This window comes from Flavobacterium panici (assembly GCF_903819335.1).
In the GTDB taxonomy this organism is placed as follows: domain Bacteria; phylum Bacteroidota; class Bacteroidia; order Flavobacteriales; family Flavobacteriaceae; genus Flavobacterium; species Flavobacterium panici.
Window position 1 is genome coordinate 168,925 of sequence record NZ_CAIJDE010000058.1, and the last position, 14,088, is coordinate 183,012.

15 protein-coding genes are annotated in these 14,088 nt (G+C 36.4%); 11 read left to right on the forward strand and 4 right to left on the reverse strand.

The annotated features are described in order from the left end of the window. Positions 1 to 57 precede the first annotated feature (57 nt). Together FLAPXU55_RS19210 and FLAPXU55_RS19215 are read right to left on the reverse strand one after the other, a co-directional pair. A complete protein-coding gene (locus tag FLAPXU55_RS19210; RefSeq protein ID WP_180860323.1) occupies positions 58 to 1,221 on the reverse strand; it encodes a zinc-dependent alcohol dehydrogenase in 1,164 nt (387 codons plus the stop codon). Between the two features lie 238 nt (positions 1,222 to 1,459). Then, complete coding sequence (locus FLAPXU55_RS19215; RefSeq protein WP_180860326.1) at positions 1,460 to 2,107, reverse strand: YciE/YciF ferroxidase family protein; 648 nt, start codon at positions 2,105 to 2,107, stop codon at positions 1,460 to 1,462. A 419-nt stretch (positions 2,108 to 2,526) separates the two neighbouring features. On the opposite strand from FLAPXU55_RS19215, the gene FLAPXU55_RS19220 reads away from it, so the two are divergent. From FLAPXU55_RS19220 to FLAPXU55_RS19250, 7 genes are all read left to right on the forward strand, one after another. Continuing rightward, on the forward strand, positions 2,527 to 4,710 hold the full coding sequence (locus tag FLAPXU55_RS19220) for a hypothetical protein (protein ID WP_180860329.1): 2,184 nt from the start codon (positions 2,527 to 2,529) through the stop codon (positions 4,708 to 4,710). Between the two features lie 55 nt (positions 4,711 to 4,765). After that, complete coding sequence (locus tag FLAPXU55_RS19225) at positions 4,766 to 5,524, forward strand: SDR family oxidoreductase (protein ID WP_180860332.1); 759 nt, start codon at positions 4,766 to 4,768, stop codon at positions 5,522 to 5,524. Positions 5,525 to 5,757: 233 nt separating this feature from the next. Continuing rightward, positions 5,758 to 6,030 carry a hypothetical protein gene (locus FLAPXU55_RS19230; RefSeq protein ID WP_053471219.1) on the forward strand — a complete coding sequence of 91 codons (273 nt, stop codon included), beginning with the start codon at positions 5,758 to 5,760 and terminating at the stop codon, positions 6,028 to 6,030. 82 nt (positions 6,031 to 6,112) lie between these two features. Continuing rightward, positions 6,113 to 6,325 carry a hypothetical protein gene (locus FLAPXU55_RS19235; protein WP_180860335.1) on the forward strand — a complete coding sequence of 71 codons (213 nt, stop codon included), beginning with the start codon at positions 6,113 to 6,115 and terminating at the stop codon, positions 6,323 to 6,325. Between the two features lie 27 nt (positions 6,326 to 6,352). Beyond that, positions 6,353 to 7,024, forward strand: a complete 672-nt coding sequence (locus FLAPXU55_RS19240) for an SRPBCC family protein (protein WP_180860338.1) — start codon at positions 6,353 to 6,355, stop codon at positions 7,022 to 7,024. Positions 7,025 to 7,203: 179 nt separating this feature from the next. After that, complete coding sequence (locus tag FLAPXU55_RS19245; RefSeq protein ID WP_053471216.1) at positions 7,204 to 7,629, forward strand: response regulator; 426 nt, start codon at positions 7,204 to 7,206, stop codon at positions 7,627 to 7,629. A gap of 15 nt (positions 7,630 to 7,644) precedes the next feature. Further along, complete coding sequence (locus tag FLAPXU55_RS19250; protein ID WP_180860340.1) at positions 7,645 to 8,547, forward strand: magnesium transporter CorA family protein; 903 nt, start codon at positions 7,645 to 7,647, stop codon at positions 8,545 to 8,547. Here FLAPXU55_RS19250 and FLAPXU55_RS19255 read toward each other — a convergent pair whose 3' ends face one another. After that, positions 8,548 to 8,925 carry a response regulator gene (locus tag FLAPXU55_RS19255; RefSeq protein ID WP_180860343.1) on the reverse strand — a complete coding sequence of 126 codons (378 nt, stop codon included), beginning with the start codon at positions 8,923 to 8,925 and terminating at the stop codon, positions 8,548 to 8,550. Positions 8,926 to 9,189: 264 nt separating this feature from the next. Between FLAPXU55_RS19255 and FLAPXU55_RS19260 the strand changes: the two genes are divergently transcribed. The 4 genes from FLAPXU55_RS19260 (at position 9,190) to FLAPXU55_RS19275 (ending at position 13,024) form a co-directional block, all read left to right on the forward strand. After that, positions 9,190 to 10,146: a hypothetical protein gene (locus tag FLAPXU55_RS19260; RefSeq protein WP_180860346.1), complete on the forward strand. Its 957-nt coding sequence runs from the start codon at positions 9,190 to 9,192 to the stop codon at positions 10,144 to 10,146. 249 nt (positions 10,147 to 10,395) lie between these two features. Further along, positions 10,396 to 11,379 (forward strand): SDR family NAD(P)-dependent oxidoreductase, encoded by a 984-nt coding sequence (locus tag FLAPXU55_RS19265; protein WP_180860349.1) that lies wholly within the window; start codon positions 10,396 to 10,398, stop codon positions 11,377 to 11,379. A gap of 166 nt (positions 11,380 to 11,545) precedes the next feature. Next, positions 11,546 to 12,109 carry a TetR/AcrR family transcriptional regulator gene (locus FLAPXU55_RS19270; RefSeq protein WP_180860352.1) on the forward strand — a complete coding sequence of 188 codons (564 nt, stop codon included), beginning with the start codon at positions 11,546 to 11,548 and terminating at the stop codon, positions 12,107 to 12,109. 39 nt (positions 12,110 to 12,148) lie between these two features. Next, a complete protein-coding gene (locus FLAPXU55_RS19275; protein ID WP_180860355.1) occupies positions 12,149 to 13,024 on the forward strand; it encodes an alpha/beta fold hydrolase in 876 nt (291 codons plus the stop codon). Positions 13,025 to 13,201: 177 nt separating this feature from the next. On the opposite strand, the gene FLAPXU55_RS19280 is transcribed toward FLAPXU55_RS19275, so the two are convergent. Beyond that, complete coding sequence (locus FLAPXU55_RS19280; protein WP_180860358.1) at positions 13,202 to 14,029, reverse strand: M57 family metalloprotease; 828 nt, start codon at positions 14,027 to 14,029, stop codon at positions 13,202 to 13,204. Positions 14,030 to 14,088: the final 59 nt, after the last annotated feature.

Here is a 14,088-nt window from a genome sequence, read left to right on the forward strand (position 1 = left end):
TTTTCATTAATAATATTTCAATTATATTATAAAAAAGTAATGCGATATTATAGCCGCTTATTTCCATGGATCAAGAACTACCTTAACACAGCCATCTTCCTTCTTATTGAAGATATCATAAGCATGTGAAATTTCAGAAAGCGGAAGCCTGTGGGTAATAATGTCATCAAGCTGAACTTTACCCTCTATGACGTATTGTAAAAGTTTATCGATATGTTTATGCGCAGGAGCCTGTCCGCCTTTTAAAATTATACCCTTATCAAAAAACTGTCCCAGCGGAAAATTATCATAATTGACAGGATAAACACCCAGAACAGAAACAATACCGCTTCGTCTGACAGCGCTCATACAAGCTTCTAATACTTTAATGGAACCTTTTTCAAAATTGATAGTGGCTTTGATTTTATCGGTCAGACTTCTCTCTGGTTCAAATCCTACTGCATCGATACATACATCTGCACCACGGCCTTTAGTAAGGGCTCTGATCTGTTCAACAACCTCTTTTGGATCATCCCATAAAATAGTAGTGGCTCCCGTGGAAACCCTGGCTTTATCAAGACGATACTGAAGAGTATCTACTATTATGACCTGCGATGCGCCCCTAAGCCATGCACTTTTAGCTGCCATGATCCCTACGGGGCCAGAGCCAAAAATAGCAACGGTCTCTCCTCCTTTTACTTCACCCCAGTCCACTCCTGTATATCCGGTAGGAAAAATATCGGTAAGAAAAAGCACCTGCTCATCCGTAAGGTTTTCAGGCACCACACGCGGTCCATAATTGGCATATGGAACCCGTACATATTGTGCTTGTCCCCCATCATAACCTCCGTAAAGATCAGTATAGCCAAAAAGCGCTCCTCCTTTTTCAGTCAGGATTCCTCCCTCAGGTCCATAATGCTCAGGATTACTATGTTCGCAATTTCCCGGAACATCATGATTGCAGAAAAAACAGTTTCCACATGCAATTGGAAAAGGAACCACTACTCGGTCTCCTCTTTTTAAATGGGTAACTGCTGCTCCTGTCTCCTCTACTATTCCCATAAATTCGTGGCCCAGAACCATTGGAGAAGTCGGCATGGCCCCGGAATAAATATGCAGATCTGATCCGCAGATCGCCGTAGAAGTAACCTTTAAAATAATATCGTCCTGTGCATTGATTTTCGGATCCTCTACCGTATCGTATTTAACAGAACCCGGTCCGTGTATAACTGCTGCTTTCATAATAGTTTTTTTTAAAAATTATCAGAAAACTAAGTAACTGTAAATTAAACGATTAATCTTATACAATAATTCCTAATTCTTACAAATACAACATGAATCTACAGCTAAACAATAAAGAATACTGCTGCCAATAATTATAAGGATAAGACTGGATTTTTATCGGTAAAAAAAAAACCTGCACTATTAAAAATAGTACAGGCTCTTTATTTCAAATCAAATCTGGGATTTGCGACTGAAATTATTTTTGATCTTCCTCTTTCGCATCAAAATTGATCGTATTATAAGCCGCTTCAGTTAATAAAACATCCGCTTCTTTTTCTTCAGCAAGGGTTTTTTCAAGCAAAAGTACCGCATCATCTTCTCCCAAAGTCGTTGCAAAAGCCGCCAATGTACCATAAGTAGCAATTTCGTAGTGCTCAATTTTTTGAGATGCGGCAATAATTCCGGCATCTCTTACCGGTCCTGATTCTGTTTCCTCCATAATGCTTTCGCCCTCTTTTATAAGTCCTTCCATAGCATCACACTTTTTAGCTGCTGCTTTTTCACCTACAGATTTAAAAACTTCTTCAAGTCTGGCTACTTGTTTCTCTGTTACAGCTAAATGATCGTTTATTGCAGTAATTAGATTTTGAGATGTGGCATTTTTTGCCATTTTTGGAAGTGCTTTAACCAATGCTTTCTCTGCCCAGTAGATATCTTTTAATGAGTCTACAAACAATTCTCTTAGTCCTTCAGCAGCAGAAGGTTTTGCTTTTACTGTTCCTTTGGCTGTGGTTTTAGATGTTGTTTTAGCAGTTGCTTTAGCTGTTGTTGTTTTATTGGCAGCAGTACCTGTGTTGCCTGATTTGCTTTTTGAAGCGGTCGTTTTTTTTATCGCAGTTTTCATAATGTTTTTTTTAAGGTTAAATGCCAAAATTACAACAGCCTATATCTTAAGACTTTATAGATTTTAAGCAATTTCTTATAGTATTCAAACCTTGCATCGCTTAGATTCAAAAAAGTGTTTTTTCTAAAAAAATAATATAAATATACTTTTAGGCAAAATCTTATAAAATGTTATATAAATTATGTAAAGAAAAAATTAGTTAACCTTCTGAAATTTGTTGTAAATCAATTTGATATGAAGCCATTTTTACACAGATACGGATTATTCATTTATTTTATGCTTATCTCCTTCGGTACGATGATAGTGGGCATTTATCTTTAATAATAACAGTGAGCTTGCTAAAAGATTAAAATGCATGGTTCATGTTTTATTTCTTACTCGCTTACACGCTATTATATAACTAACTAAAAAATATCATTATGCATACAGTTACACCTTGGAGCGCGACTGCTCAGGCAGATATTGAGAATAGTGAGATCCTTTTAGAAAGAAAAATTAGTTCTTTTACTTACCAGCTTTATAACACAGGTGATTCGCTCTGGATCGCTGTTATAATGCCAAATAATGGAAAAATAGCTTTTCGTACTGCCTTTGCTATGAACAGCTGTTTTGAGGTATCAAATTTGTTTGATGATCAAGATAGCATTGTTATTATTTTAAATTCAAGACTTGGGAGCTATGAAGTCCGTATTAATTTTCCGGATACTGTAACACCTGTTTTACACTACACCACGTCATTTACGGCCGTTGTTCCATTGATGATGCCGTTTTGGCCTCGTGATATAATTCCGCTGACACAAAATGGAAGTGTCGAAAATACTGCAGGAACAATTCATATGGAACAATTTGGTTCCCGCTCCGGACTATTGTTTGCCAGCATAACAAAGCCTAAAACAGGATCGTTTTTTTATTTCCAAAATCTTACTTCATTGTCGGAATATTGTGAGGCTACCCAAACTGAATCTAAAAATACAGTCGGGGGAAAATGGCCCGAACTTGGTTTTCAGCTTCCTGCCACTGATAAACTGCCTCTGCCTGCAGGTAAAGCTTTTATCCTTTCAGACGCCTATGTAATATTAGAAACGGAAGTTGTAAATAAACCAACGGCCATTTGTGAACACTTTTTAAATAATCTTGTCAAAATATATAAGGTATTAGAACAACCCGCAATTGAATATAACAATTGGCCGGATATTGCAAAAAAGGTAATTGCCGACTTAACTAATAATAAGGGTTCATGGACTCAAAAAAAAGGAATTCCTTACCTCAATGCTTACTTATGCGATTATGAAACTCCCGCTGAAAGTATGGTTCAGCTTGCTGTACTAACTCCTTTTAAAGAATATGAAAAATGGAGCGGCGAGAAACAGCCGCTTTGCGAAGATTTGATTAAAGGACTTCCTGCTTTTTACGATCCCAAAATAAAATGTATAAACCGCTGGCTTCCTGCCCTTGCTGATCAGCTGGATGGTTCTGAAGAACAGAAAAAAGAAATGGTGATGGATTCCTGGTACCTGCATCACCCGCTGATGAATCTGGCGAGACTGGCGCTTCAAGGCAATAAAACAGCAGAGAAACTTCTATTGGATTCCGTTGATTATGTAATCAGGACTGCGCGTCATTTTAATTATAAATGGCCTGTATTTTATAATATGGAAACACTCGAAATTATAAAAAAAGAAACTGCCCCCGGCGCAGGAGGGGAAAATGACGTCCCGGGCTCCTATGCTCATTTAATGCTTTTAGTTTATAAGCTCACAAAGGAAAAACGCTATTTAAACGAAGCTGAAAGAGCGGCAAAAAAACTGGAAGATCTCGGCGTTTCTATTTTATACCAGGCCAATAATACTGCCTTTGCTGCCGGTGCCCTACTAGAATTGTATAAAATTACCAAGAAAAAAATGTATCTCGATCTGAGTTATATCTGTCTTGCCGGGCTCTTTAAAAATGTACAGCTGTATGACTGCAGGTATGGATTTGGAAAAAATTACACCAATTTCTTTTCGATATTTCCTCTCAATGATGCGCCTTATACCGCTGCATATGAAGAGCTGGAAGTATACGCCGCTTTATCAGAATATTTAATTAAAGCCGAAGATGTAGAGCTCCTGCCTGCTGTAAAAACGCTGATTCCTGAATTTGTTAAATATGCCGTCAATAGGATTGCCTATTATTATCCGCCTTTACTTCCGAAAGAAATGCTTTCTGATGAAGTAAAAACTGGTGAGTTGCAGCGTGACTTATGGATTCCATTAGAAGACCTGTACAACGGCTGGGAAAAAAGCGGCCAGGTGGGTCAGGAAGTCTATGGTGCCGGAATGGCATTTGGCGTTGTACCAAGACAATACATCAAAATCGATGAAGACTTTTTAATTTTTATTGACTATCCCATTACCCGCCAAAGTAAGAGAGGAAAATCAATCACTATAAAACTTGACGGCGATAAGGAAATGTACTGCAATTTGAAAATTCTAAAATTGGGTCAGAGCAGCATTAAAATGACTGTTTTTCAGGATAAGGAACTACAAAAAGCTTTTCATAAAAAGGCAGCAATACATGAATATAAAATTTCAGGTCGGGGCACAATTAAAATTCAATGGTAATATTGAATTAAAGCTTCAGGATAACTAATAATAATCACTTTATAAAAGATATATAATGGAAAAATTGACAAATTACTTTGGACAGAATATTAAAGGTAAAAGAATAGTAATAACAGGAGGAACAACCGGAATAGGAAAAGCAATCGCCGATGTTTTGGTATCGCTGGGAGGCAGGGTGCTGATTTTTGGCAGAGATGAGAAGGATTTTAAAGATGCCGTTGCTGATATTCAAAAACAATTTCCCGACAGTGAGGTTTACGGTACTCCTGCCGACGTTACTAAAAAAGAAGACATACAGAAAATCTTAAAAATAGCAGATACAGAACTTGGCGGTATTGACATTCTGATCAATAATGCGGCACTGGCAGCTCCAGGAATAACCAAGGAAAGTTATGATGAATATAAATACATCATAGACACCAATATTACAGGATATCTGGCATTTGCACAGGAAGCGGCCTTAAGGATGAAACAGCAGAAATCAGGGCATATTATTAATATCGGGTCCATGAGCGCAGAAAGCAAAGAAGCAAAAAGCACCATTTATGTAGCAACAAAATCTGCCATTAGAGGTTTTAGCACTTCGCTTCGTAAGGAATTAAACCCATTGGGAATTAAAGTTTCTTTAATTGAACCGGGAGCCGTTACAAGTGATATGCAGCCGGACACTAAGGCCGAACAAGAAGAAAAAATCGAAAAATTAGAGATGCTTGAGGCGTATGATATTGCAATGAGTACATTATTTTGTCTTTCCCAGCCCAAAAGGTGTGATATTGTAACCATGCAGATCAGACCGCATCTTCAGCTCATTTAAGCACTTTGCTTAATGGGCAGGCCCAGCACTCAATGGTGGAAAAATTTTTATTTCCATAATCTCCAAATAATAGCTGGCTCCAAAGTATGAGCTGCAATCAACAGAGTTTCAAATAGAATAAAAAAAACTGATTTACTGATAATTATGCAAACAAAAACATCTTATTCTGTAAGCTGAATGATTGTATTGCTTGTAATTTTAAATAAAACACAGAACGTCAAATAAATATACTTATGGAAAATTTACTCACTCAGGAAAATTTGAATGATATCAAAGAATTAATAGAAAATAAAATTGCAGATATTCCCGGAGAATTCCTTCTTCTTGGGGGACTCGGCACCTTACTGTTATCATCTTATCTATTAAAAAAAGGAAATAAACAGGCTGCCGCTGCGATAGGCTCTTTAGCTGTACCCATAGTGGGAATAGGTCTTACTAAATACAAGGATCTTTTAAAATCAGATTTGGAAAGTTTTAAGCAATATGTACAGCCTGCTGAATCATAATTCTGACTATTTTATTGCAGATTACATTCAGGTCTTAATTCAGAAGGCTTTAGGATTATTAAAAATATTAAATTTAAAAGTCATGGAAAATTTACATAATTACAGCAGTGAAGAACTTCAAAAATGTCCGTACCATCAGCAGTTAAATACATCTGCTGACAAGACTTCAGGTAAGCATATCAACACAGGAGACTGGGGCGAAGAACGCGATGAGGACGGAACAGATCCAAACCGCTATGAAAAAGGCTTCAACAATAATTCCGGAGAAACAGGAAGCGCGGCCGCTAATAAATAAAATCTATAAATTTTAAAAATATACATTATGCACACTTCAACTATATCCAATAGAAAGGTCAACTCAAAAAGTAACGTAAACGTTTCTACATTAGAACGTATCCTTATGACAGCGGCAGGATCCTATCTGCTGTACAAAGGCTTGACTCAGGAAAAGAAAAGTATTTCGCAGATTACATCTGGAGGCGCCATGCTCGCGCGAGGTATAAGCGGCTACTGCCCTGTTTACAGTGCTGTTGACCATTTAAAAAATGACAAAGGCTCTAATGTTAACATCAGAACTAATGTAACTATCAATAAACCTATCAATGAGGTATATGCCTTTTGGCGCAACCTGGAGAACCTTCCAAAATTTATGAACCATCTGGAATCAGTGAAGACTATCAGCAGTACACAGTCAGAATGGACCGCTAAAGGACCAGCCGGCATTGGGTCATTGAGCTGGAAAGCCGAAATCATCAAAGATCAGAAAGAAAAGCTGTTAAGCTGGCAGTCCAGCGATGGTTCACCGGTTAAAAACTTTGGAAAAGTGCTGTTTAAAGCTAACGGTGATACTACTGAAATAGATGTAACAATATCTTATCGTGCTCCTCTGGGAATTGCCGGTCAGGGTGCCGCAAAACTAGTGAACCCACTTTTTGAGAAAATCATACACGATGATATCATAGGGTTTAAAACCTATATTGAATCAAAACAATAAAGAGAAAATGTTCTTTGTTTGTTTTAAAAAACCTTTTGGAAACTGGTTTCCAAAAGGTTTCTTTTCTTTCAGGATTCCAAAAAAAAGTATGAAATCAAGCAGATAGAATTTCTTACAATTAATTTATTTTAAACTAAAAAATAGATAAAAGAGTAACAATTAAAATGTAACTTTACTACATGAGAAGAAATGGTGAAATTATTATAATTGAAGATGATGAAGATGACAGGCTTTTTTTGAAAGATATTTTTGAAAGTCTGGATTATCCCAACAAAATAAAGTTTATAGAAGACCCAATGGAAGCGATACCTTATTTATCCAAGCCATCAGTTCTCCCCTTCCTTATTATCTCCGACATTAATATGCCGAAAATCAACGGCTTTGAACTCCGTGAGCAGATCACTTCCATTGCGGAGATCAGCCATAAATGCGTGCCTTATATTTTCCTTTCGACTTCCCGAAATCCTGAAAATGTAAATAAAGCTTACAGCTGTAACGCACAGGGATATTTTAAAAAAGAAGAAGATTTTTCGGTCTATAAAATCATGATGAAAAATATTGTCGAATACTGGCTTACCAGCTTGACACCGGCCGCTATGCTTTAATAAATATACAAGAAAATGGCACTAAGCACCTGCCGGATAAAAGGCACCGACATAACCTGGATCGACATATACGATCCAAGTGAAGAAGAAATCGAATCGGTCAGCAGCAAATACAGTTTGAATTCTTACGCCCTGCTCGATTCGCTTGATCCTGATCACCTTCCTAAATACGAAGAGCACAATGATACCCATTTTTTAATCATTAGGCTCCTGCACGACGAGAGTCAGAAACTGCCAACCATACAAAGCCTGAGCAGTAAAATTGCCGTATTTTTTACCGATAATTTTATCATTACCATACATCGCTCTGCCCAGCCGCTGATTGAAAATATCATGAAGAATGTAGTGAATGCGGGAAAGATAAAATCTGCTTCGGGAATTGCCATACATATCGTGGGTGATGCCCTGCGTTCATTTGAAGAACCTGCCATGAAACTTTCAGCCGATATTGATTCTTATGAATCCACCCTATTTTTAAAGAAAAATATACCCGATGATATGATCGAGGATATTTATTACTTGAAAAATCGTGCAGGCCTTTACAAAAAACTGCTCCTGCTGAGCAACGAAGTGGTAAATTCCATCAAAGCCGAGGGAGAAGAACGTCCTGCAAAGCGTGACGTACGCGACCTTCATACCAAACTGGTCCTGCTTTATGACCAGGTACAGGAAGATACCAACAACCTGCTCAATATTTATCTTTCCCTCTCTGCCCGTAAGACTAATGACGTTATGAAAATCCTCACGGTTTTCTCAGTCTTTTTTATGCCGCTTACTTTTATCGTGGGAATTTATGGAATGAATTTTAAATTTATGCCTGAATTACAATCACCTTTAGGATATCCACTTACAATCCTGTCGATGATTGTAATATCTGTTTTGATTTTTTTCTGGTTTAAAAGAAAAAAATGGCTGTGATTATAAAATTGAATCCAGTATGGCAATAAGTTCTGAATAACTGTTAGGTTTACTAAAGAACTTGATGATTTCATTTTGGTCAAGTTTTAATTTCATAAATTCCTCAGAAGGAGTTGAAATTAAAATTACAGGAATAACTGAAAGCCTTTGAATGCTTTTTAGTTTTCCCAACAGTTCCCCTCCATTGATACGGGGCATATTGTAATCCAAAAAGATAAGATCTGGCAGCTGCTCTGCAGACTGCAGTTCATCAAGTGCCCTTTCTGGATTTCCAGCCCATTGCAGCTTTACTTCTCTATTAAGTGCTTTAACAGCTTCCTCGAATATCTCGGCATCTTCCGGGTCATCATCAATGAGTAAAATATTTTTATATGACATTCAAATACATTTTTAATCTGCTGCAAAATACAGTTATTATAGTTACGTATTTTAATCTGCTGCGGTTTAGCAATCTACAAAAAATATAATAAAAAAATATATGGCATTTCTATTACGCAGAAATTATAAGTGGAAATTTTACAACAATACAGAAAAATTATATAAATTCAATTCTTAACCAAAAATTATTTTTGCTTTTATGCGTACTTTTTAAGTTATACACACTGCTTTGTCAGTATCTAAGATTTATATTTAATCAAGACCATGAGAACAATACTAATCTTTTTCTGTTTTTTAAATGCATGCCTTTGTCATCCGCAGCAGCAACAGCAGCATTATTCTCCCAAAGTTCAGCTTGCCATTGAGACGTATGCTTTTTTGAAAGCACAAAGTGCCGCCCTGAAAAAAGTCGCCATGCAGTTTCCTTGCTTTACTAAAGAAGTCAGATCCTTAGAAAAAAATGCTCAGGCAGTATTTGGCAGGGCTGAGAAAAACATCGAACATTTTCTGCAGGAGGAACTTAATGATTCGCAATTCACAAGTTTAGAAAAACATATCGACTCACTTGTAAAAGAACAGCTAAAAAATCCCATACAAAAGAAAAAATATGCAGACGAATTTCTTGAGAATATCAAAGATAAAATAGAGTTTAGCCAAGACGCCGCTGTTCACAAAGGAATTATCTCTTTCGCCTATCATGATGCCCCACATCAGGAAGTTACTGATGGACATTCTGTAAAATTTACTATAGAAGGCCATCCCAAAGCAGAAGAAACTGTACTCACACTTCCAATACCTAAAAGCTGGACAGCCCAGGAAGCTGAAATGCCTGCTACCGTGCAGGAATTTACCAGCTGTGATGGCAAAGGAAATGAAAAAATACTCATCCTGATTCAAGAACTGCCTGAAGAATACCAAAACTTTGTCCTTACTGAAAAATCAGTTTTGGAGATGATACCGCCACAAAGCAGACTCATTCGCACAGAGCCGGTTATCATCGATAATAGGACAGGCATAATGGTTGAAATCGAAGAAATCTTAGATTTACCAACAAATAAAATGAAAGTACGCATGCTGCAGTATATGCTGGCTCATGAGCAGAAATTATTCTGTCTGCAAGGCAGTATTGGTCCTGTATCGGTGCACCAAAATCTGGATCTTCAGATGCGAAAATATGAACCGCTTTTTAGTCTGGTTGCCAAAGGAACGCAGATAGATTAAATGAAGGAAAAATATCATCTGTAATTTAATGAGCTGCTATAATTTTAAACTTTCATGATCAAAAAGATATTACTTCTAAAGGTTAAACTTCGGAGGTTTTTTTATGGACATGCACAGCAATAGTTTAAGATGAAAATTGGATAATCCCCAGCACAAATTGTATAACAGATCCATTGTAGTAAAGTATTAATTTAGATATCTAATGAAAATTAGAAATCCAGCATTAGTATTAATTAAAATAATTACAATATGGACGATATACAAATACAAAAAAACAGCCTTAAAGGAAAAGTTGTCGTGATAACCGGTGCCAGCAGCGGTGTGGGCAGAGCCGCAGCTGAAGCTTTTGCAAATGAAGGATGCACTATTGTTGCAGCAGCCAGAGGCAGTAAAGGTATTGATGATGTGGTACAGTATTGCCGTTCATTAAATGTTCCGGCTTTTGGCATTTCTGCAGACATGTCTATTGCTCAGGATGTTGAGAAGGTAGCCAGCACAGCTTTATCTATAAACGGAAAAATCGATATTTGGGTGAACAACGCCGGTGTTATGGCCAGTGGTAAATTTGAGGAAATCCCAATGGAAATCCATGAGCAGGTCCTTAAAACCAATTTGTTTGGATATATGCACGGAGCTTATAATGCTGTTAAAATTTTTAAAAACCAGAATGAAGGTATTTTAATTAATAATATATCTATCGGCGGATTTATGCCTGCCCCATATAGTGCTGTATATTCGGCATCTAAATATGGAATAAGAGGTATGATGGAATGTCTTCAAGGTGAAATTTCTAATTATAAGCATATTCATATCTGCAATTTGTATCCGCAATTGCAAAATTCTACCGGAAATCTGCATTCAGCCAAGTATTCCGGTTTTAACATGACAATTCCTTTTATAGCTTCAGATCCGCGTGAAACTGCTGCCAAAATGGTCCAGCTTGCCAAAGAACCACAAAAAGACCTTTTCCCCGATTTGCGCGCTGCGGCAATCACAAACCTTTATAGATTATTTCCAAAGACTGTAATTAATACAGCTTCTGCGGCTGTTAGGAGTAAAATGGCACTTAATACCAATAAGCAAGATGATTCTGGAAATGTTTTAAATATTTCTAAAGATCCGCTGAGAGTTTACGGAAGTGAACCGTCAAAAAATGCTCCTAAAATAGGCTTAGCCATGCTTGCGGGAATTGGCATCACTGCTGGCTTATATCTAATGAGTAAAAAGTTATAGGTTAAAAAAAATAAAGATAAACGATCAGGATTCAGCTAATTTCCCACTTTACTTCTCTATTTCTATATATTCAAAAATAAGCAACGTTAGAAGCAGCTTAATTAAAAAATCATCATTATATAAAAAATGTCTCGCTATTGAGACATTTTTTATATACCTTTGTGCCATGAAAGACACTAAGGGCAAAATAATAGAATCTGCAATATCAATTCTTAATAAAAATGAAACCGCTTCTATAGAACAGATAGCAGCAGAAGCAGGAATTACAAGACGTACTATTCATCGTTATTTTAGCGATAGACTGAGTTTAATTGAACATTGCAAGGAGAATATGCTGACTGTATGCAACGAAAAAATGACTAATGCATATAACTCCAGTCAGGATCCCATTACTCAAATTGAATATATGCTGTATGCTGCGATTGAAGTAGGAAATCAATACTGCTTTTTGAAAAAATTATATCAGCATACTGATTATTCTGAAATTAAAAATAACAATGAATCTGAATACAATAACATTAAACTGCAATGGTTTAAGCTTATAGAAAATCTGCAGTCTGGTGGTTATATCAATACTGAACTAACTATTGGATGGATATACAATTTATTTGGAGGAATAATTGAAACAGCAGTTCTTTCTGTGCAATCAGGAAATATATCACTTAACGATGTCAAAAAATTTGCCTGGATTTCTTTCAAAGGAGGTATTGGTTTATCTAAATCAAAGTAATAACCGATAGTTTTTACAAACATATCAAATAAATAAAAAATGAATCTATACAGCGACGAATCTTTAATAGAACAATTGCCCGGTTTTAAAAATAATTATACTACCGTAAACGGAGTCAATATACATTATGTAACCGGAGGATACGGGAGTCCATTAGTCCTTATTCCGGGATGGCCGGAAACATGGTGGAGTTATCATAAAATTATGCCCATTTTAGCAGAAAAACACAGTCTAATCGTAATAGATTTACGAGGAATGGGATCATCAGAAAAACCTTTAGAAGGCTATACAAAAAAAAATATGGCTAAGGATATACATGAATTGATTACTCATTTGGGACATCAAAAAATAAATATAACAGGTCATGATATTGGAGCTGCAGTTGCTTTTAGTTATGCCGCTAACTTTCCTGAAAGTACAGATAAACTTATCATTTTAGATACTCCACATCCCGATGAAAACATATACAAACTGCCCATGATGCCAATAGGAAATCCGGTGTTTCCGTGGTGGCTGGCATTTAACCAGGTCAAACAACTGCCCGAAGAATTACTGGAAGGACGTTATGATGTATTACAAAATTACATTTTTAACCATCTTTTGGTCAATCCGGAAGCAATTAATGACTTTGACAGAAAAGTCTATGCAGAGGCTTATAACAATAAAAATGCAATTAGAAGCTCTAATGGCTGGTACCAAGCCTTTACACAAGACATTGAGGATATAAAAAAATACAAAAAAGTATCCATCCCTGCTATGGGAATTGGAAGTCCTGAAGGTGCAAAAATGCTTAGCTTTTTCTTTTCTGTTTATCTTGAAGATTTTAGCATAGAAGAAATAGAAAATTCCGGTCATTTTGTACATGAAGAAAAACCGGAGATTACAGCATTACTAATAAAGAAATTTTTAAGTTAAAATTCTTTGTAACCTGATGCAAAAAACCTTAAAATCCCATTTCTAACAAAATGGGATTTTTTATGTCTTTTTCGTATTATTTAATCATCTTAAAAAAAAACTTCAAATAAAAAAAGGCCGCTTCATAAAATTATGAAGCAGCCTATTATATTTTGTAAGAGAACTCTAATTCAACTTCTAGTATAAATAATTCAGAGCTGTAACATCATTCGCATTGAAAGCTCCTGTTTCGTTTGAACTAAAACATGCTCTCATGTAAGATGTTGCATCATATCCTGAAGGTGTTCCCGGAATTTGAATTGCTCCAACGCCAGCTGTTCCTTCATTTGAATTTTGCCCGCAGCTTTGACGGCTGAACCAGTCTGTATGGCGTAAACCTATACAGTGTCCTATTTCATGTGCTGCTACGTGTGCATTTACATTTGTTGAATAAGAATCTAATCCGGAATATAATGTAACTGAATTATATGGATTTCCTCCAGATGGGAATCCTGCTACTCCACCCGCAGACCCAGTTTGTCTCCGGACAACAATATTTGCTCCAGAAGTACTTGAACTAAAGGTTAGTGTAAAGTTAATAGACAATCCTAAATTATTGTATCTGTTTATTGCAGCCTGCAATCCGTTGCGCATATTTGTGGTTAGGGCTGTCGTACCAGTTCCTGATAATCCAACAACTCTAATAGTTCTTGGGGCAGATACTAAATTAGTAGTACGGTATTGTTCTGTAGTAATACCACCGTGAAGATCCATTTTATTTAATTGATCTTGTGTCACGATAATATCTCCTTCTATAAGGAAAGCATCCTCAACACTACCATCTAAATTAGTATTCTTAATCACCTGAACATCTGAGGTATTTAATGACAGTGATCTAAGTTTGTTTAACACCTCTGGTGTTACTTTAAGAGATTCCTGATTTGATTGTACTGCTTCATCTTTGTTACAAGAAAACAGTGTTAGCGCTATGAATGACAGAGCTAAAATTGATTTAATTTTTTTCATAATAAGTTCTTTAGTTGTTAAATAAGTTGATAAATAGGGGCTCTTTTACAAAATATTGT

Coding starts and splice junctions, on each gene's coding strand:
- FLAPXU55_RS19210 (WP_180860323.1), bottom strand. CDS start 1,221: ATGAAAGCAGCAGTTATACACGGACCGGGTTCTGTTAAATACGATACG.
- FLAPXU55_RS19215 (WP_180860326.1), bottom strand. CDS start 2,107: ATGAAAACTGCGATAAAAAAAACGACCGCTTCAAAAAGCAAATCAGGC.
- FLAPXU55_RS19220 (WP_180860329.1), top strand. CDS start 2,527: ATGCATACAGTTACACCTTGGAGCGCGACTGCTCAGGCAGATATTGAG.
- FLAPXU55_RS19225 (WP_180860332.1), top strand. CDS start 4,766: ATGGAAAAATTGACAAATTACTTTGGACAGAATATTAAAGGTAAAAGA.
- FLAPXU55_RS19230 (WP_053471219.1), top strand. CDS start 5,758: ATGGAAAATTTACTCACTCAGGAAAATTTGAATGATATCAAAGAATTA.
- FLAPXU55_RS19235 (WP_180860335.1), top strand. CDS start 6,113: ATGGAAAATTTACATAATTACAGCAGTGAAGAACTTCAAAAATGTCCG.
- FLAPXU55_RS19240 (WP_180860338.1), top strand. CDS start 6,353: ATGCACACTTCAACTATATCCAATAGAAAGGTCAACTCAAAAAGTAAC.
- FLAPXU55_RS19245 (WP_053471216.1), top strand. CDS start 7,204: ATGAGAAGAAATGGTGAAATTATTATAATTGAAGATGATGAAGATGAC.
- FLAPXU55_RS19250 (WP_180860340.1), top strand. CDS start 7,645: ATGGCACTAAGCACCTGCCGGATAAAAGGCACCGACATAACCTGGATC.
- FLAPXU55_RS19255 (WP_180860343.1), bottom strand. CDS start 8,925: ATGTCATATAAAAATATTTTACTCATTGATGATGACCCGGAAGATGCC.
- FLAPXU55_RS19260 (WP_180860346.1), top strand. CDS start 9,190: ATGAGAACAATACTAATCTTTTTCTGTTTTTTAAATGCATGCCTTTGT.
- FLAPXU55_RS19265 (WP_180860349.1), top strand. CDS start 10,396: ATGGACGATATACAAATACAAAAAAACAGCCTTAAAGGAAAAGTTGTC.
- FLAPXU55_RS19270 (WP_180860352.1), top strand. CDS start 11,546: ATGAAAGACACTAAGGGCAAAATAATAGAATCTGCAATATCAATTCTT.
- FLAPXU55_RS19275 (WP_180860355.1), top strand. CDS start 12,149: ATGAATCTATACAGCGACGAATCTTTAATAGAACAATTGCCCGGTTTT.
- FLAPXU55_RS19280 (WP_180860358.1), bottom strand. CDS start 14,029: ATGAAAAAAATTAAATCAATTTTAGCTCTGTCATTCATAGCGCTAACA.